Source organism: Polynucleobacter sp. UK-Mo-2m-Kol15, assembly GCF_018881505.1.
GTDB lineage: Bacteria > Pseudomonadota > Gammaproteobacteria > Burkholderiales > Burkholderiaceae > Polynucleobacter.
Map to the genome: position 1 here is coordinate 647,897 of NZ_JACVQC010000001.1, position 26,751 is coordinate 674,647.

General features: G+C 42.9%; 27 protein-coding genes. 17 read left to right on the forward strand and 10 right to left on the reverse strand.

The genetic code is table 11. From position 1 onward, the window contains the following. The 3 genes from ICN43_RS03470 (at position 1) to ICN43_RS03480 (ending at position 2,562) form a co-directional block, all read left to right on the forward strand. The gene (locus ICN43_RS03470) at positions 1 to 987 is read left to right on the forward strand and encodes a tripartite tricarboxylate transporter substrate binding protein (protein WP_216197216.1); all 987 of its coding nucleotides are present in this window, start codon (positions 1 to 3) and stop codon (positions 985 to 987) included. Between the two features lie 40 nt (positions 988 to 1,027). Then, positions 1,028 to 1,315 carry a cupin domain-containing protein gene (locus tag ICN43_RS03475; protein WP_216197217.1) on the forward strand — a complete coding sequence of 96 codons (288 nt, stop codon included), beginning with the start codon at positions 1,028 to 1,030 and terminating at the stop codon, positions 1,313 to 1,315. A gap of 74 nt (positions 1,316 to 1,389) precedes the next feature. Further along, positions 1,390 to 2,562: a S9 family peptidase gene (locus tag ICN43_RS03480; RefSeq protein ID WP_216197218.1), complete on the forward strand. Its 1,173-nt coding sequence runs from the start codon at positions 1,390 to 1,392 to the stop codon at positions 2,560 to 2,562. A gap of 44 nt (positions 2,563 to 2,606) precedes the next feature. Here the strand turns inward: ICN43_RS03480 and ICN43_RS03485 are convergent, their stop codons facing one another. Further along, on the reverse strand, positions 2,607 to 3,620 hold the full coding sequence (locus ICN43_RS03485) for a ketopantoate reductase family protein (protein WP_216197219.1): 1,014 nt from the start codon (positions 3,618 to 3,620) through the stop codon (positions 2,607 to 2,609). Between the two features lie 251 nt (positions 3,621 to 3,871). Between ICN43_RS03485 and ICN43_RS03490 the strand changes: the two genes are divergently transcribed. Genes ICN43_RS03490 through ICN43_RS03500 form a run of 3 tightly spaced genes read left to right on the forward strand, consistent with a single transcriptional unit; the run spans position 3,872 to position 7,336 of the window. Next, a complete protein-coding gene (locus tag ICN43_RS03490) occupies positions 3,872 to 5,314 on the forward strand; it encodes an aldehyde dehydrogenase family protein (RefSeq protein ID WP_216197220.1) in 1,443 nt (480 codons plus the stop codon). A gap of 7 nt (positions 5,315 to 5,321) precedes the next feature. Then, the gene (locus ICN43_RS03495) at positions 5,322 to 6,329 is read left to right on the forward strand and encodes an NAD(P)H-quinone oxidoreductase (protein ID WP_255533407.1); all 1,008 of its coding nucleotides are present in this window, start codon (positions 5,322 to 5,324) and stop codon (positions 6,327 to 6,329) included. A 29-nt stretch (positions 6,330 to 6,358) separates the two neighbouring features. Next, positions 6,359 to 7,336 (forward strand): tripartite tricarboxylate transporter substrate binding protein, encoded by a 978-nt coding sequence (locus ICN43_RS03500; RefSeq protein WP_216197221.1) that lies wholly within the window; start codon positions 6,359 to 6,361, stop codon positions 7,334 to 7,336. A gap of 77 nt (positions 7,337 to 7,413) precedes the next feature. Here the strand turns inward: ICN43_RS03500 and ICN43_RS03505 are convergent, their stop codons facing one another. From ICN43_RS03505 to selD, 5 genes are all read right to left on the reverse strand, one after another. After that, positions 7,414 to 8,115, reverse strand: coding sequence for a substrate-binding domain-containing protein (locus ICN43_RS03505; RefSeq protein WP_216197222.1), 702 nt, complete (start codon positions 8,113 to 8,115; stop codon positions 7,414 to 7,416). Between the two features lie 11 nt (positions 8,116 to 8,126). After that, the gene (locus ICN43_RS03510; RefSeq protein ID WP_216197223.1) at positions 8,127 to 9,104 is read right to left on the reverse strand and encodes a tripartite tricarboxylate transporter substrate binding protein; all 978 of its coding nucleotides are present in this window, start codon (positions 9,102 to 9,104) and stop codon (positions 8,127 to 8,129) included. 356 nt (positions 9,105 to 9,460) lie between these two features. Next, on the reverse strand, positions 9,461 to 9,772 hold the full coding sequence (locus ICN43_RS03515; RefSeq protein ID WP_216197224.1) for a hypothetical protein: 312 nt from the start codon (positions 9,770 to 9,772) through the stop codon (positions 9,461 to 9,463). A 315-nt stretch (positions 9,773 to 10,087) separates the two neighbouring features. Then, complete coding sequence (locus ICN43_RS03520; RefSeq protein WP_216197225.1) at positions 10,088 to 10,708, reverse strand: DUF4239 domain-containing protein; 621 nt, start codon at positions 10,706 to 10,708, stop codon at positions 10,088 to 10,090. A gap of 595 nt (positions 10,709 to 11,303) precedes the next feature. Next, positions 11,304 to 12,350, reverse strand: a complete 1,047-nt coding sequence (gene selD, locus ICN43_RS03525; protein WP_216197226.1) for a selenide, water dikinase SelD — start codon at positions 12,348 to 12,350, stop codon at positions 11,304 to 11,306. Between the two features lie 172 nt (positions 12,351 to 12,522). On the opposite strand from selD, the gene ICN43_RS03530 reads away from it, so the two are divergent. Together ICN43_RS03530 and ICN43_RS03535 are read left to right on the forward strand one after the other, a co-directional pair. Then, positions 12,523 to 13,185 (forward strand): AzlC family ABC transporter permease, encoded by a 663-nt coding sequence (locus tag ICN43_RS03530; RefSeq protein ID WP_216197227.1) that lies wholly within the window; start codon positions 12,523 to 12,525, stop codon positions 13,183 to 13,185. Then, positions 13,182 to 13,517, forward strand: a complete 336-nt coding sequence (locus tag ICN43_RS03535) for an AzlD domain-containing protein (RefSeq protein WP_216197228.1) — start codon at positions 13,182 to 13,184, stop codon at positions 13,515 to 13,517. Before ICN43_RS03530 ends, ICN43_RS03535 begins: the two co-directional genes overlap by 4 nt. A 158-nt stretch (positions 13,518 to 13,675) precedes the next feature. Here the strand turns inward: ICN43_RS03535 and ICN43_RS03540 are convergent, their stop codons facing one another. Then, positions 13,676 to 15,445 (reverse strand): ABC transporter transmembrane domain-containing protein, encoded by a 1,770-nt coding sequence (locus ICN43_RS03540; protein ID WP_216197229.1) that lies wholly within the window; start codon positions 15,443 to 15,445, stop codon positions 13,676 to 13,678. 372 nt (positions 15,446 to 15,817) lie between these two features. Between ICN43_RS03540 and pufB the strand changes: the two genes are divergently transcribed. The 3 genes from pufB (at position 15,818) to ICN43_RS03555 (ending at position 17,693) form a co-directional block, all read left to right on the forward strand. Further along, positions 15,818 to 15,967 carry a light-harvesting antenna LH1, beta subunit gene (gene pufB / locus ICN43_RS03545; RefSeq protein WP_216197230.1) on the forward strand — a complete coding sequence of 50 codons (150 nt, stop codon included), beginning with the start codon at positions 15,818 to 15,820 and terminating at the stop codon, positions 15,965 to 15,967. A 17-nt stretch (positions 15,968 to 15,984) separates the two neighbouring features. Continuing rightward, positions 15,985 to 16,185 carry a light-harvesting protein gene (locus ICN43_RS03550; RefSeq protein ID WP_216197231.1) on the forward strand — a complete coding sequence of 67 codons (201 nt, stop codon included), beginning with the start codon at positions 15,985 to 15,987 and terminating at the stop codon, positions 16,183 to 16,185. Positions 16,186 to 16,304: 119 nt separating this feature from the next. Continuing rightward, positions 16,305 to 17,693, forward strand: coding sequence for a PucC family protein (locus tag ICN43_RS03555; RefSeq protein WP_216197233.1), 1,389 nt, complete (start codon positions 16,305 to 16,307; stop codon positions 17,691 to 17,693). Between the two features lie 181 nt (positions 17,694 to 17,874). Here the strand turns inward: ICN43_RS03555 and ICN43_RS03560 are convergent, their stop codons facing one another. Further along, positions 17,875 to 18,075: a hypothetical protein gene (locus ICN43_RS03560; protein ID WP_216197234.1), complete on the reverse strand. Its 201-nt coding sequence runs from the start codon at positions 18,073 to 18,075 to the stop codon at positions 17,875 to 17,877. Positions 18,076 to 18,096: 21 nt separating this feature from the next. After that, positions 18,097 to 18,264, reverse strand: a complete 168-nt coding sequence (locus ICN43_RS03565) for a hypothetical protein (protein WP_216197235.1) — start codon at positions 18,262 to 18,264, stop codon at positions 18,097 to 18,099. A gap of 386 nt (positions 18,265 to 18,650) precedes the next feature. Here ICN43_RS03565 and bchI point away from each other — a divergent pair, with 386 nt between their 5' ends. Together bchI and ICN43_RS03575 are read left to right on the forward strand one after the other, a co-directional pair. Continuing rightward, the gene (gene bchI / locus ICN43_RS03570; RefSeq protein ID WP_216197236.1) at positions 18,651 to 19,685 is read left to right on the forward strand and encodes a magnesium chelatase ATPase subunit I; all 1,035 of its coding nucleotides are present in this window, start codon (positions 18,651 to 18,653) and stop codon (positions 19,683 to 19,685) included. Next, entirely contained in the window at positions 19,682 to 21,496 is a 1,815-nt protein-coding gene (locus ICN43_RS03575; RefSeq protein WP_216197237.1) for a VWA domain-containing protein, read from the forward strand. The genes bchI and ICN43_RS03575 overlap by 4 nt, the downstream gene beginning before the upstream one ends. 102 nt (positions 21,497 to 21,598) lie before the next feature. On the opposite strand, the gene ICN43_RS03580 is transcribed toward ICN43_RS03575, so the two are convergent. Continuing rightward, positions 21,599 to 22,483: an alpha/beta fold hydrolase gene (locus tag ICN43_RS03580; RefSeq protein WP_216197239.1), complete on the reverse strand. Its 885-nt coding sequence runs from the start codon at positions 22,481 to 22,483 to the stop codon at positions 21,599 to 21,601. A gap of 128 nt (positions 22,484 to 22,611) precedes the next feature. On the opposite strand from ICN43_RS03580, the gene ICN43_RS03585 reads away from it, so the two are divergent. The 4 genes from ICN43_RS03585 to ICN43_RS03600 all read left to right on the forward strand — a co-directional run bounded on the left by ICN43_RS03585 (position 22,612) and on the right by ICN43_RS03600 (position 26,740). Next, positions 22,612 to 23,517 carry a polyprenyl synthetase family protein gene (locus ICN43_RS03585; protein WP_216197241.1) on the forward strand — a complete coding sequence of 302 codons (906 nt, stop codon included), beginning with the start codon at positions 22,612 to 22,614 and terminating at the stop codon, positions 23,515 to 23,517. 25 nt (positions 23,518 to 23,542) lie between these two features. Continuing rightward, positions 23,543 to 24,706: a methyltransferase gene (locus ICN43_RS03590; RefSeq protein WP_216197242.1), complete on the forward strand. Its 1,164-nt coding sequence runs from the start codon at positions 23,543 to 23,545 to the stop codon at positions 24,704 to 24,706. A gap of 79 nt (positions 24,707 to 24,785) precedes the next feature. Further along, a complete protein-coding gene (gene bchC / locus ICN43_RS03595; protein WP_216197243.1) occupies positions 24,786 to 25,736 on the forward strand; it encodes a chlorophyll synthesis pathway protein BchC in 951 nt (316 codons plus the stop codon). Further along, positions 25,733 to 26,740, forward strand: coding sequence for a chlorophyllide a reductase iron protein subunit X (locus tag ICN43_RS03600; RefSeq protein ID WP_216197244.1), 1,008 nt, complete (start codon positions 25,733 to 25,735; stop codon positions 26,738 to 26,740). Before bchC ends, ICN43_RS03600 begins: the two co-directional genes overlap by 4 nt. The last annotated feature ends 11 nt before the right edge of the window (positions 26,741 to 26,751 follow it).

A 26,751-nucleotide genomic window follows, 5' to 3' on the forward strand; every position in this document is an offset into this window, starting at 1 on the left:
ATGAACTATTGTTTGAAAAAGTATTCATCGGTTACAGTGTTGGCCTTATTTATTGGCCTGTTTAGTCAATTTGCCTGCGCGCAAACTGGGCCATATCCCAATCGGCCAATCAAAATTATCATTCCGTTTCCACCTGGTAATACTACAGACATCATGACGCGTTTGATTGCTCCTAAATTGCAGGAAACTTTGGGCCAAGCGATTGTTGTTGAGAACAAGCCTGGTGGGTCAGGCATAGTAGGGATGGATTTTGTGGCTAAATCTAAGCCTGATGGATACACGATCGTTGCTTCGCAGGGCGGCAATATGGTGGTGTTACCGCATACTAATAAAAACGTATCTTATAACCCCCTCACTGACTTCAGTTCCATTGCCCTGTCTACCTTAAATTATCAGGTCATCACGGCAGGCAATCAAGCGCCATTTAAAACCTTTCCTCAAATGGTTGAGTGGGCTAAGGCTAATCCAGGGAAGATGACGGTGGCTTCAAATGGTGAGGGAGGATTTCCGCATCTTGTTTTTGAAAGCCTCGCTAAAAATGCAGGCTTTACATTTACGCACGTACCCTATAAAGGCACTGCGCAGATTGTGACGGATATGATTGGTGGTCAGGTGATGGCTTCTGTCGATGGAGTGAGCGGTCCCGCGCCGCATATTCGCTCTGGAGCAATCCGTTTACTCGCGATCACAAATAAAACAAAAGTTCCCGAGTGGCCAAATACTCCAACAGTATCGGAGACTGTTCCAAGCTGGACTTCGAATGGTTGGTTTGGATATTCAGGGCCTGCAGGGATGAGTAAGGATGTCGTACAAAAGCTTAACGTTGAGATTAATCGAGCAATGAATTCTCCCGAAGTGCTCGAGAAGCTTAAGTCTTACGGATTGGAAGTCATTTCAGAACCGCCAGAATACTATGATCGAGTACTGAAGGCGGATTATGAGCGCTATGGTAAGTTAGTTAAAGAGATTGGCTACGAGCCTCGTTAATTTGGTAAAAGTTTCTTTTATGAAGGATGGTGGAGTGCAAATGCCCTTATATACATTGGAAGAGTTTACGGAGAAAACAAAAGCTGATGGATATGAGGGTGTTGTCATTCGTGAGTGGATAGCAAACTCAATAAGCCACACACATACACATGAATTTGCTGTCCATGCTGTTGTGATGCAAGGTGAGATGTGGCTTACCCGTGCTGACGGAACTCAGCATTTGCGAGTTGGCGATACTTTTACGATGGATTCAGATACGCCTCACTCTGAGAAGTATGGCCCAGAAGGAACGGTGTACTGGGCTGCAAGACGATTCCCAAAAATTTAAATGCAATCTGTATGGGCTTTATGAATTAGATTTGCATTGCTTGCAGTTTTGAACCTCAATATAAGTGAATTTTTATGACTACTGGAACACCTGGAAAGTACGAACCCTTTGGTTGGCATCATTGGCCTGATCATTTTTTTATGTCTTATCAGTTCAGGCGAACCCTGGGCGAAACTCAAGAGGGTGGCGGCGCAGTCAGTGAATGTTTTCAAGCTGCCAGCAGGATGATTCCAGGGGATTTGAATAGCTGGCATGAAGAGTGGTTAAAGGTTGCAGACCGAAATGATCTAAAAGGTGATGAGGCTGAGAAGCAGGGTCATATTCAGACTGCCATGAATTGTTGGCTAAGGGCTACTGAATACTACCGTTCAGCAGAGTTTTGGTTGGATGCTAACGATCCAAGAAGGCTACCCACTTTTACAAAATGCGAAAATGCCTCCCACAAGTGGTTGAAGTATTTGCCAGGCGAAGTTGTAGAAATTCCATACGAGGATGGAAAAACATTGCCAGCATATTTCATCAAATCTCCTGTGGGCGGAGAGCAGCAGCCAGTATTAATTTCCTTTGGTGGGTTAGATTCATTTAAGGATGAGTTATGGTTTATGACGGGTCGAGGCGCTGTTCAACGAGGCATTGCCGTTCTTTTGGTTGATGGTCCTGGTCAAGGTGGTGCATTAAGACGCCAAGGCATAGTTTCGAGGTACGACTATGAAGTTCCCGTTGGAAAATGCATTGATTGGTTAGAAAAGCGCCCTGATGTAGACCCTAAGCGGATTGCAGTTAGTGGCTCAAGTATGGGTGGTTACTATGCTGCTAGGGCTGGTTCAATGGAGCACCGCTTAGCTGCCTGTATTTCTCACGGTGCCATTTGGGATATAGAAAAACGGTTTGCTGATCGTGGTGAAGGTCACGCCCTTGCAGGACATATGAAATGGGTGATTGGCGCTAATAATATGGCTGAAGCAGTAGTCAAGGCAAAGAACTTTAAATTAGAAGGCGTCTTAGATCACATGAAATGCCCATACCTAGTCTTGCATGGTGGACATGATGTCTTGGGTGTCGAGACAGTGCAGTTGGTTCATGATTATGCTAAATCAAAAGGGGTTAATGTGACCTTGCGTCTTACTTCTGCAGAAGAGACTGGTGCAGAGCATTGTCAACATGACAACCCAACCTTAGGTCAAGAGATCATGATTGATTGGTTGGCTGATATATTTGGAATTGACCAGCGTAAGTTATTTGCCTGATACCGCTTTTAATTAGTAAAAAGTGAATTTAAATCTGTTGATGCTTAGTTTCTAGCTATCGGACCAATTGCTTTCTGTTCGCGTATGAGGGTTTGATTAATCACATCTAAGATGCCAGCAATTGTTCTGAGAGTTGGAACTTGAACACCTGTAATATCAGCAATTTCAATCACTGAGTTCACAATCGCATCGACTTCAATTGATCTGCCGGATCGAATGTCTTGCAGCATCGATGGTTGTTGGGTAAGAAGATCCTTCACCCGCTTTAGATCTGCATCAGGATCGACTTTGACATCAATTCCAAGGCTTGATAGCACTGCATTTCCTTCATTAATTAATTTCCGTACCATATCGGCAGCAAGTGGACTAGCCGCAATAAAGCCAGGCGCAGATTGAGTTATCCCACAGAGGGAATTCCAGACCATATTAATCATGAGCTTTCGCCACTTATCTAGGCGAATATCATTGGAGGCAAATGTAGGTAATCCAGCCTTGTTCACCATTGCTACAATTTTTTCAATTCGCGGTGTAACGGTATTATTTACCTCGCCGAGGAAGAGTTTTGAGGGTACAGCATCGCTGATGAGGATGCGACCTGGCTCTAACTGCACAACGGGTTTGAATATGACGCCTCCAATAATGCAGTCAAGTGGAATCAGTTTCTTAAGGTTTCCGCTAGGGTCAAGACACGGGATATTGACATCTTGATATGTTGAGGGAATTCCATCGAAATACCACCAAGGTAAACCATTTTGTATCATCACTAGGGCACCGCCTTTGGTAAGGCGAGCCATAATATCTTTGGCTGCAGCTTCAATTTGCATCGATTTCAGGGTGACGAATATGACATCGAATTGCCCCTGAATTTCATTAGCGGGAAGCGCTTTCACTGGAATGATGTGTGGCGGCTGATTAGCCGCTTCAATAATTAATCCATGGTTACGTAATGCCGCTAATTGTGGACCCCTGGCCAGCAAAGTGACATCTTCTCCAGACTCAGTCAGTAAGCCGCCTATATTGCTGCCAATCGCCCCGGAACCATAAATTAAAATTCTCATGATGTCTGTTATTCCTTGTTTTGGATTGGTAAATATTAGCCTTTATTTGACCTTGAGTACAGGGCTCCATCGTTTTGCTAATTAAAGAGGAGGTGGAGTCTGCTAAGGCCTCTTTTAGAGTCTGGGAATATGGCGCTAGAAAATGTGACGATTCATTGAAAAATAAAAACTACTTGGCAAAATCTAGCTATTATTAGGTTTTATTATTTAAAAAAACATAGTATTTTTAATCTAGTATTCAAGGCCAAAACGTGACTTTAAAAGTAAGTTATTCTGAAATCTCCCTGCTGATTGATGGTGAATGGATTTCGGCAAAAGATCGAACCTCCTCTCCAGTAATTAACCCGGCAACAGGCGAGGTCATCGGACAAGTTCCCCATGCCACCACTGCAGATTTGGATCGCGCGATTGAATCAACGCAAAAAGGGTTTCATGTCTGGCGTAATACACCGGCCTATGAGAGAGCCAAGGTCTTGCGTAAGGCTGCAGCTATTTTGCGTGAGCGTACTGAGAAAATTGCTCAAACTTTGACTTTAGAGCAAGGTAAGCCACTGTTTGAAGCAAGGTATGAATTAGGAAGTTCTGCTGACTACTTTGAGTGGTTTGCTGAGGAGGGGCGTCGGGTCTATGGGCGCATTATTCCCTCGAGAAACTTGGCAGTTCAGCAGTTGGTTAAGAAAGAGCCCATTGGACCGGTGGCTGCATTTGCGCCATGGAACTTTCCAGCGATTACCCCTTCTCGTAAAATTGGTGCTGCACTTGCTGCAGGCTGCTCAATCATTATTAAGCCTGGGGAAGAGTGTCCTGCAACCGCTGTCGAGATTGCTCGCGCTCTACAAGATGCGGGATTACCGGCCGGCGTTTTAAATGTACTCTTTGGTAATCCAGCTGAAATCTCAGAATTTCTAATTAAGTCCCCAGTGATTCGTAAAGTTTCATTTACTGGTTCAGTACCTGTCGGTCGACACCTTTCCGCGATGGCCGGAGAGGCCCTGAAGCCTATTACGCTTGAGCTGGGTGGCCACGCCCCTGTGATTGTCTGTGCTGATGCGGACTTAGAAAAAACTGCGCAAATTTTAGCGGCAGGTAAATTTAGAGGAACGGGGCAGATCTGTTTATCTCCGACTCGTATCTTGGTGCAACGTAGTGTCTATGAGGTATTTTTGGAGAAGTTTGTTCAGGCTACCCGCGCCCTCAAGGTGGGGGATGGAATGGATTCACAGACTCAAGTGGGGCCGCTATCAAATGAACGTCGTATTAAAGCAATCGAAGAAATGATTGCAGATGCAAAGCTGAGGGGAGCTCGCATTATGGCTGGTGGCGAGCGGATCTCGCGACCAGGATTATTTTGGGAGCCGACCATTCTTGCTGATGTTGAACCACAATCACTAGTGATGCATGAGGAGCCCTTTGGTCCCATAGCGGTAGTTTTGCCATTTGACTCGATTGAGCAGGCTATTGCTGAAGCTAACCGATTGCCTTACGGTTTGGCTGCCTATGCATTTACTGAATCGGCGCGTACAGCCGTTAGATTGGGTAATGAATTAGAGGCAGGGATGATTGGCATTAACCATACTCAAATGATTGTCTGTGAATTACCCTTCGGTGGAATTAAGGATAGCGGCCAGGGATCTGAGGGTGGTGCAGAGGGCATTCAAAGTTACCTTACCACTAAGTTTATAAGTCAGGTCTGATTTAGATATGCTTCCATCAACTATGCAGGCGATTGACTATCAAGATTTTGGTCCACCATCAGTCTTATCTAGTGTGCAAATTGAGTTACCCAAACTGAGAGAGGCGGACTTGCTTGTTCAGGTCAAAGCTCTGGGAGTTAATCGAGCAGATCTCAATCAACGCCAAGGAAAGTACGGCAAGAATCCAACATTTGGGGATTCACCTTTGCTAGGACTCGAAATAGCTGGCGTGGTAGTTGATCTTGGAACAGAAGTATCGGGCTTTAAGATTGGTGATCGGGTTATGGGGATTGTTGGGGGTGGGGCCTATGCACAATATGCCAGAATCGATGCGGGTATGGCTACTCTCATACCCTCGAATATGTCAGATATTGAAGCTGCGGGTGTGACCGAGTCCTTTGTCACGGCACATCAAGCCTTGCTTCATCTGGGAAGTTTTTCTGAGGGTGAAACAGTTTTAATCCATGGGGCTGGTGGTGGTGTTGGCTGCGCGCTCGTACAGATGGCTCTGCAATCAGGTGCGGGCATGGTAATCACAACAAGTAGTGGCGCAAAAATAGATCGACTACGTAATCTGGGGGTTCATCTTGCAATTGATTATGCGAGTGAAGATTTTCGTGAAATCATTGCTGGAAAAGTACCTGGTGGAGGTGTTGATGTAATCATCGATATTATGGGCGGAGACTATCTTGAACGTAATATTCGCTCTCTCAATATTGGTGGAAGAATTATCCAAATTGGTATGCAGGGAGAGAGATCAGGTACCCTACCAATGGATCTGTTATTGCAGAGACGATTACGCATTGAGGGAACGGTTATGAAATCGGTCTCACTTCAGGAAAAACGTAATATGACAAATCGATTTCAAGCTCGCTGGTTGAGTGATCTTGAAAGTAAAAAAATTGTCCCAGTAATTGATAAGTCATTTCCTTTGGCTGAAGCAGCCCTAGCACATGAATATATGCAAGAAGCTAAAAACTTTGGAAAGATTATCCTGATTCCATCAAGCTGTTAATTCAAAATAGATAATAAATAGGAGACATCATGAACTTTAAGCGCCGCAGTATTTTTTTCCTCATTGGTCTGATTGGTATGACGGGAGCCGTCTTTGCTCAATCTGATTATCCAAATAAACCCATCACTTTAATTATTCCTTTCCCAGCTGGAGGTGTCACTGATGTGGTGGGTCGTGAGGTTGCAAAAAATTTAACAAAATACCTTAAGCAACCGGTTGTAGTTGAAAATAAAGCTGGTGCTGGCGGTAATATTGGAACGCTTGCTCTGGCTCGCTCAAAGCCGGATGGCTACACCTTAGGCATTTTGACGGTGAGTGCAATGTCAATAGCACCACATATCACCAAGAATCTAGGTTTTAACCCAGAAAAAGACTTCACACCGATCACTAACGTGGTGAGAACAGATGGCGCAATCCTAGCAAACTCTAGCACTCCCTACAATACTGTTAAAGAGTTAGTTGTTTATGCAAAAGAGAATCCAGGTAAAGTAAGTTATGCAAGTGTTGGTAACGGATCTATTCCCCATTTAACTGCAGAAATGTTTGCTCAGCAGGCGGGTATCAGTCTTCTGCATGTTCCCTACAAGGGTGCAGCACCCGCACTGCAAGACTTGCTTGCAAATATTATTAATCTTTCGTTTGAAACATCCTTAGTTTCTGCTATGGGAAATATGTCTAGCGGACGAGTAAAGATTATTGCAACCACTGGTCCCCAAAGAGCAGCAGCAGCACCTAATGTGCCAACAATTGCGGAATCTGGTTATCCAAACTTTAGCGCACAAGGATGGTTTGGATTGTTTGGGCCTGCAAATCTTCCGCCAGCAATTGAGGATGCTTTGAATAAGGCGACAACTGCAGCGCTACGTGATCCGGAAGTCATTTCCAGATTTGAAAAATTAGGCGTCATTCCAGATCCGCTAACGCAGGCTTCATTTATCTCATTTATGCAGGTCGAAAATAAGAAATGGGCTGCGGTTGCTAAAACACTTAATCTACAATTAGATTAGTAAGTAGTTTGAATCAGCATCAACTTTTAATATGTGGTTGATGCTGATTAATCAGAGATTGTGTGTAATTCAAAGTATTAAGCTTCTTCAAATCCTATTTTTTTGCGCAGATTAGCTGCATCAGAGCTAGTCAGCATATCGGCAAAAGTCTTTGCTAGCCCCGGTTCCTTTGCATTAGTGCAAATTCCAAGACAATAATCAGTTGCAAGTTCAAACTCTTTGGGTAGCATGCCAATCAACTCAACACCGGGGGTAATATTAATTTCAGTAACCTGAGTACTTCCGATGAGATGATCTTCTTGGCATTGAGCCATCTCTGCCATAGCAGTGGCCCCATTTGGAAATATTCTTAATGCTGCACTTTTTTCTTTCTCTAATCCCAATTGTTTTAATACACTCAGAACGTGAATACCGGCTGTGGCCTTGTCTGGGTCAGGAAAATAAATCCCTTGAGCACTCTTAAAGGCGTCGAATAAATTATCCCTAGTGATAATTGCTGGAGGCTTATGCCCACTCTTGATCGCCACTCCAGTTCTGACAATGCCAAGGGATTTATTTGATCCCTTTACCACGTGGCCACTTGCGATCAATCCATCAATCATGGCTTTAGTCAGAATAATAAGGTCACATGGTTTGCCGGAAAGTAGCTCCTCGCGCATTGCCCCAACTGCACTAAATGTAGCATCTACCTTACAAGAGGATGAACTTTCAAAAAGCTGCTGTAGTCCTTTGACAACACCAGCTGCTGCACCACCACTAAGAATAGATAATTTCAACATAGGTTCACTCATTATTGGGGTTTAATTCCGTTTTTGATCATTAAATTTTTCCACTTATTGATATCAGTATTTATATAGTTAGTAAATTCAGTGGGGTTCATGAGTAATGGAATAGCGCCTTGTTTTGCCCATAGAGTTTTAACCTCATCACTAGACTCAATTTTTACGATTGCTTTATTCAGCTTTGCGACAACATCCTTGGGTGTGCCAGCAGGGGCGAGGATTCCAAGCCAAATAGAGGTTTGATAATCCGGAACGCCAGCCTCAGAAATTGTTGGAACATTTGGCAAAATTGTTGACCTGGATAATCCGGTAGTTCCAAGCGAGACCACTTTCCCAGACGCGGCAATGGAAGCCATTGTGGTGATTGCATCAAACATCATATTTACTTGACCGCCAATGACATCTGTTCTTGCACCAGAACTCCCTTTATAAGGTACGTGCAATATCTTAACTCCTGCCATCGCATTAAAGAGTTCTCCGGCAAAGTGGTACGGTGTACCTGTGCCGGAAGACGCATAAGTTAATTTGTCTGGGTTTGCTTTTGCGTAAACAATGAGCTCCTCTAAATTTTTGAAAGGAGAGCTAGGATTAACGACTAAAACTAAATCAGAATAGTTGATCGGCGCAATCGCAACAAAATCCCTCATGAGGTTATAAGGCTTGTTTGACACCAAAGACTCATTAACTGTTTGTGTATTGGACATCAGTAAAAGGGTATAACCATCCGCAGGGGACTTGGCGACAAAATCTGTGCCAATGATGGATCCTGCACCAGGCTTATCCTCAACAATAAATGGGGTGTTGAATTCATCTTGCAACTTCTTTGCGAGGAAGCGCGCATAGTTATCGGCTGGCCCACCTGCAGCAAATGGAACCACGATCTTCACAGGCCTTTCTGGATAACCAGCGGCTCTTAATTCGCTCGAAAAGGATAAAAGAAGTAATACGAAGATCCAGCTAGCCCGACTAATAAACGATATATTCATTAAAGTCCCTGTTCATTTGTTTAATAAATGCTTTTTAAGATTGCACATCAGAATACTAATGTAGAAGTGTTTGCTTGGTAATAAACTTGAATTTAGCTCAATATTGACAGCTTTACAAATACTATCCTATCTAACCAGTGGAGGTGGGATTAAAGGGCTGGTTATACCGAACTCTTTGTTTTTGAACATCCAACCAAAGCATCAATAGAGCTGATTAATCTAGCTTAATGCTGCTACCACTAGGCCTGTAGTGGCCCCATAAATCTGGAAACCAGCTCTCAGCCTAGTTTGTAAATCAATGGCGAGGCTTTGAGAGGCGTTTCTTTATATGAGTTATTGATGGTGATGCATGTGGATCATTTCTGATTACAAGGAACTTCTGATTTCCATCGATTCTCAAGCATTTCAGCGCTAATGGAGATTGCAAGGCTGGATATTGGGTAAAGGACTAAGAGCAACTCGGGAATGATTGTGCTAATCCAGTAAGCGCAGATCGTCATGATCAGAAGAGTGCCATAAAGAATGGTGCAGAGTAAAGTCCGAATACTTGCGCTAAATTTTTTGTAGTTGAGGCTAAGCCATAACTTGGAAGAGAGTGTTAATGTTCCAACCTGTGCCAATGCCAAAATGGCTCCATGAAGAGGGCTTGTCTTAGATACGTCAATCACGGTTTCATGAAACCAAGTAGTCACGAGGCATGAGCAGATAAAAATACCCACCATAAGACGGCTATATGCAATCTTGCCTATCTTCCCTGGGGTAAAGAGGATTATGGATAGGCAAGCTAGAATCCATAGAATAAATAAAATATCATTACTTGAGAGCATAAATGGGCAAAACCATGGCTATTCCTAGATCAATTAAAGCAATCTTAAACTTTATATTAATTTCTAACGTCGCTAAGATCCCTGATTGTTCGAGAAAATTAAGTATTTGCTAGGCTAAGTTATCGAGGTGTCTATAGATACGAACAAGTCGAAGATTTAGAAAGTCCAAGCGAAGGTAAGTAGCTTCTGAAAAGGCTCTGGTCCAATTGCCATTGGACCCAGAAATGGGTGGATATATAAAGCCAAAAAGTACACCACCCCGACAATAGTTAGGCCTAAAAAGGCGATCAAGATCAAATGCGTTCGAGTAGATTGCATCTTGAATAGGCAAGAAAAAAATAAAAAGATAAATGAGCTGCTAATGAGGCCAATCCAAGCTGGGTGTGCCAGAGCAAACTGAGCGCTATAAATTCTGCTACGACGAAGTTCTGTGTACTCAGTCATCAACCTAAGCATATGCTGATGAGCATTGGACTGACTGATATTTTGGGGTTGATATTGAATCATTTTTTCTTCTATGCTCAATAATTTTTTATAGGCTTCGGTACTAAATTGGTCTTTTTTCAAGAGGGGCCACTCATCTTCGATAACGATTTTTGTATAAGCGCGCAAAGATTCTTTGCCAGATTTGGCTTCCTCTGGAGGAAATGCCGAATACAGTCGATACATATTGTTTAGATGACCCGCTTCTTTGTTGACTGCATCACTTACATTGTTGTAGTTTTGCCAGACCAGCACGGTGATAAAGGCAAACACAATACTAAAAACCACGCCCATCGCATTATAGATATATCCAGCATACGGACCATCATCACCAAATAAGTATTTAGGTGAAATCTTTTGAAAAAAATAAAATGCAAGAAAGCAAAACGATAAAACTATAAAAGTGATCTGTATCCGTAGCATGTAGTCGGAAGAGTCTAGTAGAAATCTTAAGATTGGAAATTGCATAGTTATTAATGGCTAAAGGGTTCAATATTTGAAGGATGTTAATACTCTTTGGATTATTACTTGCTAACAGTCTAGCGTGGAGATTTGGGATATTCAAGTAGATTTCAATATAGATGAAGTCCGCCTTAATATCAATTTAGGCTAGAAGATCAAAACCGTCTAGCTATGCTAGTTCGCTTACCTAGAGGTGATACCTTGGATGAAATAGATTTTCTAAAACACTTGCTTTAAGTTACATCACCTTGGAGTTGGCTAATCACTATCTTCAGCTACTGATGTAGCAATGAATTATCAAAAATTCAGCTTAAGGTGCCCTCAATATCAAGTAATAAGCGATGATGGTGAGGGGTGATGTTCGCGGAATGATTTTATAAAAATATTTTGCTATATGGGTGAAGTCAAATTGAAGGGAAGTAGCTATTTAATTAATAGAAACACCCGAGCCTGCTTCAAATTGACCTATTTTTTGAGCATTAGAAAAGTCACCGAGCTTCAGTATAGAAAGAACCTCAGCCTCTTGCTCTGGTGCGCAAGATATCAGTAAGCCGCCGCTAGTTTGCGGGTCGGTTAATAGGTTTTGTTGCCACAGTTCTATATTCTTAGCGAGTGCAATCTCATTACCGTAGCCAGCCCAATTGCGCGTAGATGCGCCAGTAAAAATATCAGCTTTGACATGTTCAACTGCTTCTTGCAACATGGGAATGGCATCCCACTGGATCTGCGCCTTTAAATTGGAGCCTCTTGCCATCTCTAGTAAATGCCCTGCCAAGCCAAAGCCCGTAACATCGGTGAGGGCGTGCACACCCTCTAATTTCGAGAGTGTAATACCAGGCCTGTTCAGCTTGGTGGTGAGATCAATCATCTCTTGATAGCCAGCATCGGAGAGAACCCCTTTCTTGAGTGCTGCAGAAAGTATGCCCACACCTAACGGTTTACTGAGAATAATGCTGTCACCTACTTGCGCGCCATTATTGCGCTTGAGTTTTTTTGGATCGACGATGCCAATGGCTACTAAGCCATAAATTGGTTCGACAGTATCAATCGAGTGGCCACCAGCAATCATGATGCCGGCATCATTGCAGACAGATTCACCGCCAGCAGTCACTTGCTGAATGACCTCTAAAGGTAAAACCTGAATCGGCATCCCTAACAACGCAAGTGCAAAAAGAGGTTGAGCACCCATTGCATAAATGTCAGATATTGCATTCGTTGCAGCAATGCGACCGAACTCAAATGGATCATCTACGATTGGCATGAAGAAATCCGTTGTTGCAACAATCGCCTGATGCTCATTAATTTGATATACGGCAGCATCTTCATTGTTATCGTTACCCGCCAATAGTGCAGTCGGTAGATTGCGCATCGGTGAGGCTTTTAAGATGTCACTTAAGATGCCAGGTGCAATCTTGCAGCCACAGCCTCCACCATGCGATAAAGAGGTAAGACGGCCGTTATAAGGTGTAGCCATAAAAGATATCAATTCAGTTTAAGGTGGTGATTATAAGATTATGAGCTTAATGAGTAATTCTACTCACAGGTCATTTAAGATAAGGGTTGCAATCTGAATAAAACCCACTAGTGAAGTATTCAATATTTTGAAGTTTTATAAAACTAGCGCCTTCCTTGAGGGCTTGAAGTCAATGTCTGAGCCAGCTATGGCTATCTTGGCATGGTCGATTGTTACCAATATCGCCATATTAAGCGCTGGACTACAGCCCTTACAAACTTTTTGGTTCAATATATTGGTCTATGCCGGTTCCGCGCAGTTGGCTGTTATGCCTCTGATTGCCGGAGATTATCCCTTGTGGACAATATGGCTAACCGCGCTGATCGTGAACTTGAGATTTGTCATCTTTAGCGCTGGAATTCAGCCGCATTTCAAAAAATATACTTTTTGGCAAAGACTTGGAATTGGCTATCTCAATGGCGACATTGCATTTGCGAAGTTTGTTCATCGATTTCCACAGTCCGACTCACATAGCAATCATACTGAATTACTATATTTTTTAGGAATGGCCTTTACTAATTGGACTGTATGGCAGCTGGGGGTCTTGATTGCAATTATTTTTGGATCGTATATTCCACAGGATTGGGGGATAGGGTTTGCGGGAACTTTGGCTTTGATTGCGCTCATTGTTCCTGCTGTTAAGAATAGAACAGCTCTAGTATCAGCGCTTGCTGCAGCTATTACTTGTGCATTAACTATTAATCTTCCGTACCGCCTGACTATTGTTTGCTCTGTAATTGCAGGTGTAGGTGCAGCAGTATTGATGGATAAAAAATATAAAAAGGGTGGCGTATGAGTGTGACGTATTTATGGATCGCCTTCTTTGGATTAATGTTGGTTACCGTCATCACCAGAGGCTTCTTCTTATTGGGTGGATCTAGGTTTGATATTCCTCAAACTGTTCATAAATTCTTGCGATATGCCCCAACAGCAGCTTTGATTGCTATCGTCCTTCCTGAAATCCTATTCATCAAAGAACCAACATCTCAACTTTTTGAGTTGGATCTTTATTCCCCGCAGCTCTTTGGTGGATTGCTTGCCATTTTTGGTTTTATAGTAACCAAGAGTATGTTGGGAACTATCTTTTTAGGAATGATGGCATTTACCGTAGCAAGATTTTTCATTTGAAGTGGGTATTGGCCGTTTAAGCTAAGGGCGACTGGCTCTCTTTCAGGCGCTTGTGCAATAAGATAGCGCAGATTTATCTAGGCGGTGATATGACCCTATAGTGCTAAAGAATAATCCCTTAAGGCGTTGATATTAACTTGAGTATCTTGTCTTGACGTTTAGGCATCCGTAAATTGAAGCTGAGCTAGATGAGAGTAAAGACCCCCATTGTTCACTAAGGAGGAGTGGTCTCCTATTTCTACAATGCGACCATTTTCCATCACAACAATCCGGTCAGCTTTTTTGACTGTCGCTAGTCTATGAGCAATTACTATGGTTGTGCGACCTTTCATTGCTTCTTCAAGCGCTTGCTGTACCAGCCTTTCTGACTCTGCATCCAGAGAGCTAGTAGCTTCATCTAATAGCAGTAATGGTGGATTTTTTAGTAAAGCCCTCGCTATGGCTATACGTTGTTTTTGACCGCCTGATAGCCTTACGCCCCGATCACCTAAGAATGTACTGTATCCATCAGGTAGCTTAGATATGAATTCATCTACAAAGGCAATCTTAGATACTGTCACTACCTCATCATCGCTTGCATTTTCATCGCCGTATCGGATATTTTCTAAAGCATTTTCAGAAAAGATGCTGATATCCTGGGGCACCACTCCAATAAGCTTTCTTAAATCATCTAATTGGTATCTTTTAATATCAACCCCATCAAAAGATATGATTCCTGACTGAGGATCATAAAATCTCTGTATTAATTTGAATAAGCTTGTTTTGCCTGAACCCGATGGACCGACAATGGCAAGTTTTTCTCCAGCCTGGACATTTAAGAAGATATCCGAAAGTACATTTGTAGAAATGGATGGATAGTGAAAATTCAACCCTTGAATCTTGATGCTTATTGCTTTATTCATTTCGGGGGGTGAACTAAAGGGTATTTTAGGGCTTTGAACTTTTGATTGAATACCCAGTAATTCTAAAAGTCGATCGCTGGCGCCAATTGCTCTTTGTACGTCGCCAAGAACCTCTGATAGGGCAGCTATTGAGCCAGCGACGATCACTGCATATAAAAAGAACTGCGTTAATTCGCCGCTAGATATTTCTTTGTTGCTAACAGCATAGGCGCCAAGCCAAAGTACAGTGATAATACTTGTAAAGCCCAACAGTATGGCAACAAAGGTAAGTTTACCTCTAGCTGCGCTTCTAATTTTTGAGGCCAAGAATGAAGCTTCAATCGATGTATTAAATGCCTTAATTTCTTTTTGTTCATTTGCAAATGACTGAACAGTCAGAATGGCATTAATTTTTTCACCTGCAATTGCTGAAGCAAGCGCAATCTTATCTTGAGAATTTCTAGAGAGCTGCCGAACCTTTTTGCCCATAATCATGATGGGTATTACGGTTAATAATAGTGTTGCAAGAATGAGTAAAGACAATTTGATGCTAGTAATAAACATCATTGTCATTCCGCCTAGCAAGAGAAACACATTTCTCACTGCCATCGAAATGCTTGTACCTACTAGGATTTGAACTATTGAAGTGTCGTTATTAATTCGAGAGAGAAGCTCGCCGCTTTGCTGAGTTTCAAAGAACTCTGGACTTTGTACGATGATGTGCGAGTAGACTGCCTTCCGAATATCAGAAGTCACCCTTTCTCCTAGCCAAGAGACCATGTAGTAACGCAGGGCACTCGCAAATGCAAGAACAAACGCAGCTATAAAAAGATTGATAAAGGTGAGGTTAATTTGTTCATGGCTTATATCGCTAAACCCTAGATCAATGATTTTCCGAAAACAGAGTGGCACCACTAAAGTTGCGCAAGCGGCAAGTACCAGGCTGATTGTGGCAACTAGCAACTGCTTCTTATAAGGTTTTAAGAACGGTAGAAATGAGGCAATAGACTTCAGCTTCTGAGTGTTGCGGGTTGCTTTTTCGTTCATTGGAGATGATTTTATTTGTCTTGATGATTGCTCTTGAGTAAGGCGAAGCCTTTTTGCTTGGCCATCCATTATTAACTCGAATTTGGCTAGACATTGGGGTAATCTTAACTGGGCTAATGATATTAGGGTTAATACTTAATTTACGTCATTTTCGCAACAAACTTTATTTTATAAATAAAATATATATAGCTATAAACCATTGTAAATAAAGGAATAAAATTGAATTTTAGAATAAAAATGTATATTAACCTTGACATCACAATATGTATTTATTAAATTACATATGTGGTAGTAGGATTCAGTGATTTTGGTCACTACCTTGCGTGCGGGGTTGCACGTTTATCAAGTCTTTTCTTTGGGGGGACGCAAACTATGTCAGATGGAAAAGTTAGCCTTACGGGGCTTAATGACGAACAATCAGAGGAGTTGCACCGTAATCTGATTCAAGGGACCCAGTTTTTTGGGATGATTGCAGCGCTAGCGCATTTGCTTGCTTATATTTATTCGCCTTGGCTTAAATAAGGAATAGGGAGATCAATATGATTTACGGAAAAATGTGGACAGTGGTTAAGCCTACTGTTGGGATCCCGCTCATTATTGGAGCAGTAGCAGTTGGATCTTTTAGTGTGCATTACTCAATCTTGACTCATACAACTTGGGTTAGTGCTTTCTTAGAAGGTGGCGCTAAGACAGCAACAGCAGCAACAGCAGCGGCACCGACGGCGCCTATGAAGAAGTAAAACTTTAATGCTTCTTTAAAGGCTGGGTAATACCCAGCCTTTTTAGTTTGTATGGCCTATCAATACCAATTTGTGTTACTTCATCTAGAGATGGAATGTGCTAGGGTAGAATTTATAAGATGAATCGAGTGACTAAAAAGCTCATGCAATCTTGGACAAATCTTGGCCCTAGATATCTGCCTTTTGCAGACGCGGCCTCAGATGATTTGCCTTTGTCAAGGTTGCTCAGACTTTCTCTGTTTCAAGCCTCTGCCGGAATGGCATTAGTTCTGTTGGTTGGCACTCTCAATCGCGTCATGATTGTTGAGCTGCATGTGCCAGCTTCAATCGTCTCAATCATGATCTCTTTGCCTATCATTTTTGCGCCTTTTCGCGCTCTGATCGGCTTTCGTTCCGATAACCATAAATCTGCTCTTGGTTGGCGTAGGGTTCCTTACATCTGGATGGGAACCTTAGTCCAATTTGGCGGTTTGTCGATCATGCCTTTTGCATTGCTCGTTTTATCAGGTGGCGGACAATCACATCAAGCGCCAGTTTGGATTGGATGGGTAGCTTCAGGACTTGCTTTTTTATTGGTTGGCGCTGGCATACACATTACTCAGACCGTGGGTTTGGCTTTGGCAACAGATTTAGCTCCAGAAGCTGATCAGCCTAAAGTGGTTGGCCTGATGTATGTCATGCAACTCTTAGGGATGATTGTTAGTTCTTTAGTATTTGGCTGGGCTTTGAATGAATTTAGCCCTGCAAAATTAATCCAAGTAATTCAGGCCTCCGCTCTCATCACCATAGTTCTCAATGTGATCTCTTTGTGGAAGCAAGAACCCAGAAGTCAGGCGAATCAAAAATCTTCTAGCGAACCATCGTTCATAGACTCGTGGCGTAACTTTGCTCAGGGTGGCAATGCCATGAGGAGATTGGTTGCTCTGGGTTTTGGAACGATGGCCTTTAGTATGAATGAAGTTTTGCTTGAGCCTTATGGCGGTCAGATTTTGGGTATGAGTGTGAGTGATACGACGATGCTGACCGCAATTCTGGCAACTGGTGGATTAATTGGTTTTAGTTGGGCATCACGCGTACTTAGCAAGGGTACTGATCCATTCTTTATGGCCAGCATGGGAGCGCTTGTTGGCATCCCTGCTTTTATATTGATTACGCTTTCTGCTCCATTAGCCTTAAGAGAGATCTTCTTCTTAGGCACCTTTTTAATTGGTTTTGGGGGCGGCCTATTTAGTCATGGGACATTAACTGCAACCATGCAGTTAGCGCCTTCTGACCAAAGGGGTCTCGCATTAGGTGCATGGGGTGCTGTTCAGGCTACCGCAGCGGGGATTGCGATTGGCCTGGGCGGGGTCATTCGCGATCTGATTGTGGCATTGGATGCAACAAATTGGCTTCCTGAAGGGCTAATAGGGCCTGCTACTGGATATTCTTTTGTTTATTGCTTGGAAATCTGTTTATTGGTTGCTACAATTTTTTCCATGACAACCCTGTTGTCAAAGAAGAAATAAGCACTTGATATGTAGTTGTATAAATTGGAATTAAGGAGACTGAGATGAATCTAACAGGAATTTTATTAACCGCTTGGGTAGTTGTATGCGTTATCACGCTTTCAAAAATGGCAGCAAGACTTACCAGCAAATACAAGTAAACGGATTCACATGAATTACCTCATATTGAAATATGAGGTAATTATCGTGGGCCAAATATTTTGAGCACCACGTACTCCATCATGAAGTTGCAAATCAGCGCCAACACGAAGCCAGTCAACACGGCAAGACTTGTTCCGCTTATTTCATAACCAAACTTAAAGCCAAATCCAAAGCCAGCGATGCTGGCAAGGAAGTAAGGGATGAGGCGCCACAAATTAAACTGCTTTTTGGTATTACCCATACCAGCACATTACTTCTTAGATCACATTAATTTTTTGAAGGACTTGCATAGGTCCGATGAAATTGCGACCAGGAAATAGCCGCCAATGCCAATGGCAAACATGACGTATTGCTGATCTCGAATTGCTAAAAGCAAACCAAACAGCATGATGAATAGGAAGCCTAGGCTAATAATGGTTTTGGCGAACATGTTTACCTCTTATAGTTAGATAGGATCAAAATTAACATATATGATGAAATCTGGCTATCTTTATGCAGACTTAGGCAGCGTTGGAATTAGGTAGTCATCCCCCAAATCTGGACATCGCAGCCTGGATAGGGCTTTTTAAGGCAATCTTGGGCATGGAGCGCCTGCCACATGGCAAGGTGACTTGCTCGGGAAGCAATGACCGGGCGCTCGGGAGTCTAGACAGGGGTGAGCTTAGGTCAAGAATTTAGGGTTTGGGACATAACATTGAATAAATACCGATAAATTTTCAAAATCTAGAGGATATTCCTAATAATTAAACGCAAGATTGATATTTAGTTAGACTAAACTAAATTCCATTTTCAATACTATTTTGCTTTGGAATGGCAATGGCCCTTAACTTTCCTTTTACTGCAATTGTTTCGCAAGCAGAAATGAAGCTGGCGATCACGCTATGCACTATTGACCCCTTGATTGGTGGCGTTCTGATCTTTGGAGATCGGGGAACCGGAAAATCTACCACCATTCGCTCATTAGCTGGCTTATTGCCCTCTATGAAATCGATTGCTGGATGCCAGTACCACTGTAATCCAGATGCAAAAATTCTCTGCAGTGAATGTGAGGCTAAAAAAGCACAGGGCATTCAATTAAAAGTTGAGAATATTGCTGTACCTGTAGTGGACTTACCTTTAGGCGCTACAGAGGATAGGGTGGTCGGCGCTTTAGATATTGAAAAGGCATTGACCCAAGGCATTAAATCATTTGAGCCTGGATTGCTGGCCAAAGCAAATCGTGGCTATCTCTATATTGATGAAGTGAATCTCTTGGAAGATCATTTGGTAGATCTATTGATTGACGTTGCTGCCTCAGGTGAAAATATCATTGAGCGCGAAGGTTTGAGTATTCGCCATCCAGCCCGTTTTGTATTAATTGGTAGCGGCAATCCAGAGGAAGGCGAATTGCGTCCGCAGATGTTAGACCGCTTTGGTTTATCAACTGAGGTGAGAACCCCATCTGACTTCAAGGAGCGCGTTGAGATTATCAAAAGACGTGATGAGTTTGAGAGAAACCCAGAGAAATTCATTGCTGCATGGATAAAGCCAGAAGAAGAATTTAAGAAAAAAATTAGCAAGTCTCAAAAGCTTCTAGATAAAGTTGAGGTAGAGGATGAATTGCTTGAACTTGCTACCAAGCTCTGTGCCCATTTGGGAACGGATGGCCTGAGGGGGGAGCTAACGCTACTTCGGGGTGTCAGAGCCTTAGCAGCATTTGAGGGTAAGAAGAAAGCAAACCTCAATCATTTGAAAAAAATTGCACCACTCGCCCTAGGTCATAGGCTGAGACGTAATCCGCTTGATGATAGTTCTTCAGGCGCACGAATTGATCGTGCTATGCAAGAGTTTTTTGCAACTTCATCAAAGTGAAATCAGATCGAACAGCATGGTTTGATGCCAACTTAGTTGCTATTCTGCTGGCAATTAATCCAAGAGGGCTCAAAGGGGTTGCGGTCAAAAGTCAATTTGGCCCCGTCAGGGATGCATGGCTTAAATACTTAAAAGACTTAACTTTATCCTGTGGCTCGCAATTACTGAAAGCGCCAGCCAATATCTCTGCAGACCAGTTAAAAGGCGCATTGGACATAGAGGCAAGTTTGCAGAGGGCCTCATTAGTCATGAGCAAGGGGCTATTGGAGCGAGCAGAATGCAATCTTCTTTTGCTCCCCATGGTGGAGCGCATGGATTTACAGGTGATTGCACTAATTTCTCAAGCTCTAGATGAAAAAAATACTATTGATGCTTCCACTCATTTTGGAGTAGTTGCGTTTGATGAGTCTGAAAATGCTGATGAAGCTATTAGTGCTCGACTCTTGGATAGATTGGCATTTGAACTTTACTTGGATCAATTCTCTATTGCTGATATTAATGAATCTCTTGAAGTTGATGCAGAAGATATTGTCAAGGCAAGGAAGTGCATACCCTCAGTCAAGTGTAGCAATGAGTATTTAGAGGTCATGACAAAAGCTGGTCTTAGTCTTGGTGTTAGCTCTTTTAGGGCAAATCAATTTGCTTTAGAGGTAGCAAAAACTTTAGCTGCCTTAAGGGGTCTAGCTGAGGTTGGTCGGGACGAGGTAATTGATGCTGCACGTTTGGTATATACGCCCTCCAAGCGGATGCATATCAATTCAGATATGGATCAAGCCGATCAAGAGTCTGAAGAAAATCGCGATGATCAAGATCAAGACCAAGATGCGGAGAATCAAGCCGAGAATTCACAAAACGATTCAGAATCATCAGATCAGCCAAATCAAGAACAGCCATCCAGTGAGGATTTAGAGGACATTATTGTTGAGGCTGTTAAATCTTCGATTCCACCCCAGTTTTTACATCAGTCGAAGAGGAATTTGCCTGCCGGTAAGTCTGCTGCACATGTTTCAGGCAAGTCAGGTGCCATACAGAAAAACTTTTTAAGCGGTAGACCCCTGACTTCCCGCAAGGGTAGGCCCCAAGATGGAAGACGTTTGGATATTCTCAAAAGTATTAGAGCGGCAATACCATGGCAGCGACTACGGGGGATGATGTCGAGTGATGATCAACAGAAAGCTGCGCGCATCAGAATCGACTTTAGGACTGAAGATCTCCACATTAAGCAGTATTTACGAAGAAGAGGGACAGTGACTATCTTCTTGGTAGATGCTTCTGGTTCATCTGCAACACAACGTTTAGCTGAGGCAAAAGGAGCCTTAGAGGAATTATTGGCTCAATGCTACATTCGGCGCGACGAAGTGGCTATGGTTTCAATGCGCGGCGCTAAGGCAGAGATTGTTTTACCGCCCACACGTTCGCTCGTGAGAGCGAAAAGAAACTTAGCGGCCTTGCCTGGCGGTGGTGGTACCCCCTTGGCGGCAGGCTTTCGGGTTGCCAACGAAATGGCCATCTCTCTTGAGCGTAAGGGTCTAACTCCCATCATTGTGGTCATGAGTGATGGCAAAGCAAATGTGAATCTCAAGGGTGTTGGTGGCAGAGAGAGTGCTCATAGCGATGCATTAATGGCAGCTAAAGAGTTGCGCATTAAAAATCACCGACTCTTATTTGTAGATACTTCTCCTAAGCCTGAGATCTTGGCTCAGGAATTATCAAGCGCTATGGCTGCACAATATTTTCCATTACCCTTTGCTAGCTCTACTAGTTCTGGAAAAAAGATATCGCAAGCAGCGATGCAATTAGCAAATTCTTAATGCATCTTCTTTTTCGATAATTTTTTTAATACCTGTTGGCCTCTGAAATAGGCATTAGCAAATAATCCTAGACCAACCAGAATACTCAGGCCTAATAAAATACTAACTAGTAGAGACATGACTCTCTCCTTCTTGACTTAATGCTGTTTCAATAAATTGAAGGGCCAGTGTTTCGTTTGCTTCATGAAACATATGTCCTCCTTTAATTTCAATGATCTTTGCGTGATTGAAATATTGATCAATCACTTTGCGAAGTTCTTGGGCTGGGATCCAGCCGTCATCCTCAGTTAGAACAAAGGTGAGTGAGGATCTAATCTGATTGCACTGCTCTAGAAGGCTTGGTATATCAGTCCCTGCCATAAAGCTCACAGAGCCATTGAGATGATCCGCATTTTTAAATAAGGTCTTATATCTAGCGCGTTTATCGGCATCGAGTTTGGTATTGGTTGAATCAATGAGGCCATCAATCATCTTGGTGTGCGGTAAAAGATCGGCAAGTACTGCTGTAAAAAATGATGATGTCACTATCGGATTTAAAAATGGGGCAACAAATTTATTGTAAAAACTTGGTAAGCTGATGAGAGAGGGATTAAGGCCGACAATCGTTTCCGCTTGTTTATTTTTCAGTGTGTAACTTAAAGCAAGCGTGGCACCTGCTGAGTGTCCAATGATGTGGTCAAAATATTCAATATTCAAGGCCTCTCGAAGTTCTGAGAGCTTATCGGCTAACGCATCTAAATTGAGATTTTTTCTCCCAAGATTTTTAGTAAATCCATGACCCGGTAGATCTGGTGCAATGACGGTGTATTTTTTCGCTAATTCTGTAAATAGATTTCCCCAGGTATGCGCCGAAGAGCCAGTGCCATGCAAAAGAAGTACATGAATAGGGGAGGTGCCGGCTACTTGCACATGCCAAGTTAAATCTCCCGTTTGAATGCTGCGACTGAAAGATCGATTGGGCCAGTCTTCTGGAATACTCTTAAACATACTCTTTATCAGGGTAAACCCTTAAATTTTGGTTTGACATCGACTGAAATAGTGTCTATATTTTTTTACATAGTAAATTGTATTTTAAATTAGACAAAAGATTGAATTCTTTTTAAGGGGCAAAAGTCATGTCACCAATCAAGCATTTGGAAAGAGCACTTGAACACGCTCTGAAGTCGAACGAGTCGGCTAAAGGCCCAGCTTTGCTGAGTAAGGCTATCAGACATGCAGTTTTTCCAGGCGGTGCGCGCATTAGACCGCAGCTTACCTTGGCGGTAGCCCATGCTTGCGGCAATGATGACCCGCAATTATCGATGGCCAGTGCCATCGCAATTGAGATGATTCATTGCGCATCGCTAGTACATGATGATTTGCCCTGCTTTGATGATGCAGATATGCGCCGTGGTCAAGCTTCAGTCCATAAAGAATTTGGAGAGAGGTTGGCTGTGCTGACAGGTGATGCACTGATCGTTATGGCATATCAAACAATTGCTTGTGCATCGCGGAGATCTGCACAAAGACTAGCGCCGATTATCAAAACAGTTTCGCAAGGCGTTGGCGCACCCTGTGGAATTATTGCTGGTCAAGCTTGGGAGTGTGAGCCTCAAGCAGCATTAAGTGATTATCAGAGAGCAAAGACCGGCGCACTTTTTTCAGCAGCTACTGCAGCTGGTGCTCAAGCAGCTGGATCTGATGCGGAGACCTGGAAAGGTTTGGGTGAGTGGCTAGGAGAGGCGTATCAAGTTGCGGATGATATTCGTGATGTATTGGGTGATTCCCAGTTTCTTGGTAAGCCTGCTGGTCAAGATGAGGAGCATCAACGCCCTAGTTCGGCAAGAGAGCTTGGCCTGAATGGTGCAGTAGAGCATTTTGATCTTTTGGTTGGGAGAGCGATTGCTTCAATTCCAAACTGCCCAGGAGATGGCTATCTGAAAAAGTTAGTTGCGTTTGAAGCTGAAAGACTATTGCCTTCCTCTTGGTTTGAGCGTGGTGAGAGACAACTTGCCATTGCAACACAAAGACAAGTAGCGTAAGTAAGCTAAGTAAAGTCGAAGAGTAATGGCGCAAACTCAATCTCTAGCTGTCGATCATAGTCATCAAGACTATAGTTTCTGGGATAGGCTCTGCATTTTTAAAGATCAGCTGATTGCAGATACTCGCTTCCAGAATCGCGTTGCTAAAATTCCATTTCTAAAAAATATAGCTAAGAAAAGAGCAAATCAATTATTTGATGTGATGGCTGGATTTGTTTATACCCAGATACTGCTTTCATGTGTTCGATTAAATCTTTTTAATCTACTAAAAGACGGCCCTTTGGATTTAGATGCGATTAAAAAAAGTTGTAGCCTTGATGCAATTCCTTTAAAAAAATTATTAGATGCAGCAGTCTCTACCCATCTTTTAGAGATACGCTCTAAAAACAGATATGGTCTAGGTACATTGGGCGCGCCAATGGTCGGAAATACTGCTCTGTCTTCTATGATCGAGCACCATACTGTTTTATATGATGATCTTCGTGATCCATTACGTCTTCTATCTGGTGATGTTGAAATCAAAAAGATGGAGAAATTTTGGCCCTACGTTTCTCCTGATCAACAAGATCAAGATGCGTTGAAAGACAAAGAGCGCGTCAAAAATTATTCTGACTTGATGTCAGCTTCATTGCCTCTAGTGGCGGACCAGGTAGTCGATGCTTATGACTTTTCTCAGCATGAATGTTTGTTGGATGTTGGTGGAGGGCAGGGTACTTTTTTAAAGCGCGTTTTTCTCAATACGCCGCAACTCAAAAGAAAATTATTTGATTTGCCAGGCGTTGCCAATCTTGCCAAAGATAGTTTTGCACTGGCTCCAATTCATCAAGATATTGAAGTGTATGGTGGTGACTTCTTTCAGGACCCACTACCTAAGGGCGCAGATCTCATCACCTTAATACGGGTGATTTTTGATCACGACGATGAGCGCGTCAAAATTCTTTTAAGGTCAATATTTGAAGCATTACCAGCTGGCGGCAAGTTATTAGTCGCAGAGCCTATGGCAGATACCCCTGACCATCCGGCGATGGGACATGCCTACTTTGGGTTTTATTTGCTCGCCATGGGTAGAGGTAGACCCAGAACTATTCAAGAAATCAGTCATTTAGCCTCATATGCTGGATTTAAGGGGGTAGAAGTGCTGCCCTGCAGCATGCCAATTAATGCCCAAGTTTTACTAATTAGTAAATAAATCAGGGTAATTACTAATGACTACAGTCTAATAAGTGTATAAATTAGTTTACATATAGAAAGTAAAATAAAATATACACATGCTAAGTCAACTCCATTCAACAGCTGTTTTGCTTGAGAGCCCCAGGGAACTCAGGCTGAAACGTCTTTTGTTGGATGAGCCTACAGATTCAGATGTTGTTATCCAAATTGAGTGGAGTGGCATCAGCACAGGAACTGAAAAGTTACTGTGGAATGGAACGATGCCAGATTTTCCAGGTATGGGCTACCCATTAGTGCCTGGATATGAATCTGTTGGAAGAGTCACTCGTGTAGGAAAAAATTCCAAACTAGATCTTCATCAAAGAGTATTTGTGCCTGGTGCCAAATGTTTTGGAGATGTCAAGGGCCTCTTTGGTGGAGCTGCATCTCATGTTGTAGTACCTAGTGATAGAGCGGTTGCGCTTCCTGAAGGAATTGGTGAAGAGGGTGTATTGCTAGCACTCGCAGCTACTGCCTACCATGTCACTCAAGGTAAAAAATCATTACAACCAGATCTCATCGTTGGGCATGGAGTTTTAGGAAGGCTGATTGCCAGAATTGCTGTGCTATTGGGTCATCGGCCAATAGTTTGGGAAATTGATGCAGACCGCATGGGTGGCGCAGAAGGCTATACAGTTCTTCACCCTGACGATGATCAAGAAAACAAATATAAAAATATTTGTGATGCTAGTGGACAAGTCAGCGTACTCAATAAATTGATTGGCCAATTACAAGTTGGTGGCGAGATCACTCTCGCTGGCTTTTACGAAAAAGATATTCAGTTTAATTTCCCCAAAGCATTTATGAAGGAAGCTAAGTTCCGGATTGCTGCACAGTGGATGCCTCAAGATTTAATGGATGTAAAGCAACTGATTGCAAACGGAAAGTTAAACCTCGGTGGTTTGATAACCCATCATCGCAAGCCATCTTCAATTGATGAAGTCTATCGCACTGCATTTGAAGATCCTAGCTGTCTCAAAATGGTTGTTGATTGGAGAGAAGCATTATGAACGCGCCAAATGTCCCAAAAGAAATTACGATTCAATTTACGAATCTGAAAAAAGAGGCCGCCATTGAACCAGACCAAGTTCATACTGGCGAAATCAAAAAAGAGACCCAGATCATTGCGATCTACGGTAAAGGTGGCATTGGCAAGAGCTTTACTCTGGCTAACCTGTCATACATGATGGCCCAACAGGGCAAAAAAGTATTACTTATTGGTTGTGACCCTAAAAGTGATACCACTTCATTGTTATTTGGTGGAAAAGCATGCCCAACCATCATTGAGACTTCCTCTAAAAAGAAATTAGCAGGCGAAGAGGTCAAGATTGGAGATGTTTGCTTCAAGCGTGATGGGGTTTATGCCATGGAACTTGGTGGTCCAGAGGTTGGACGCGGTTGTGGCGGCCGCGGAATTATTCACGGCTTTGAGACCCTAGAAAAATTAGGCTTCCATGATTGGGGCTTTGATTACGTCTTACTCGACTTCTTAGGTGACGTAGTTTGCGGTGGATTTGGTCTGCCGATTGCTAGAGATATGTGCCAAAAAGTGATCGTGGTTGCAAGTAACGATCTGCAATCTTTATACGTTGCTAACAACGTTTGTTCAGCTGTCGAATACTTCCGTAAGCTAGGCGGCAATGTTGGTGTAGCAGGCATGGTGATTAATCGTGATGATGGCACCGGTGAGGCAACTGCATTTGCTGAGAATGTTGGTATACCAATCTTATCTGTTATCCCTGCCAATGATGACATTCGCAGAAAGAGTGCTAGCTACGAAATTATTGGTAAGCCCGATTCACAATGGGGTCCACTATTCGAGGGTCTAGCAAGTAATGTTGCTGCGGCCCCTCCAGTGAGACCTAAACCAATGACTCCAGATGATTTACTGGGATTGTTTGCAGCTAATCAAGTGGGTAGAGATGTAGTGCTCGAGCCTGCAACGATTTTTGACATGGTTGGCAAGAATGAGGTGATCAAGCCCACTCTCGAAGTAATTTACGACAAAGCGTAAAGAGCGAATCC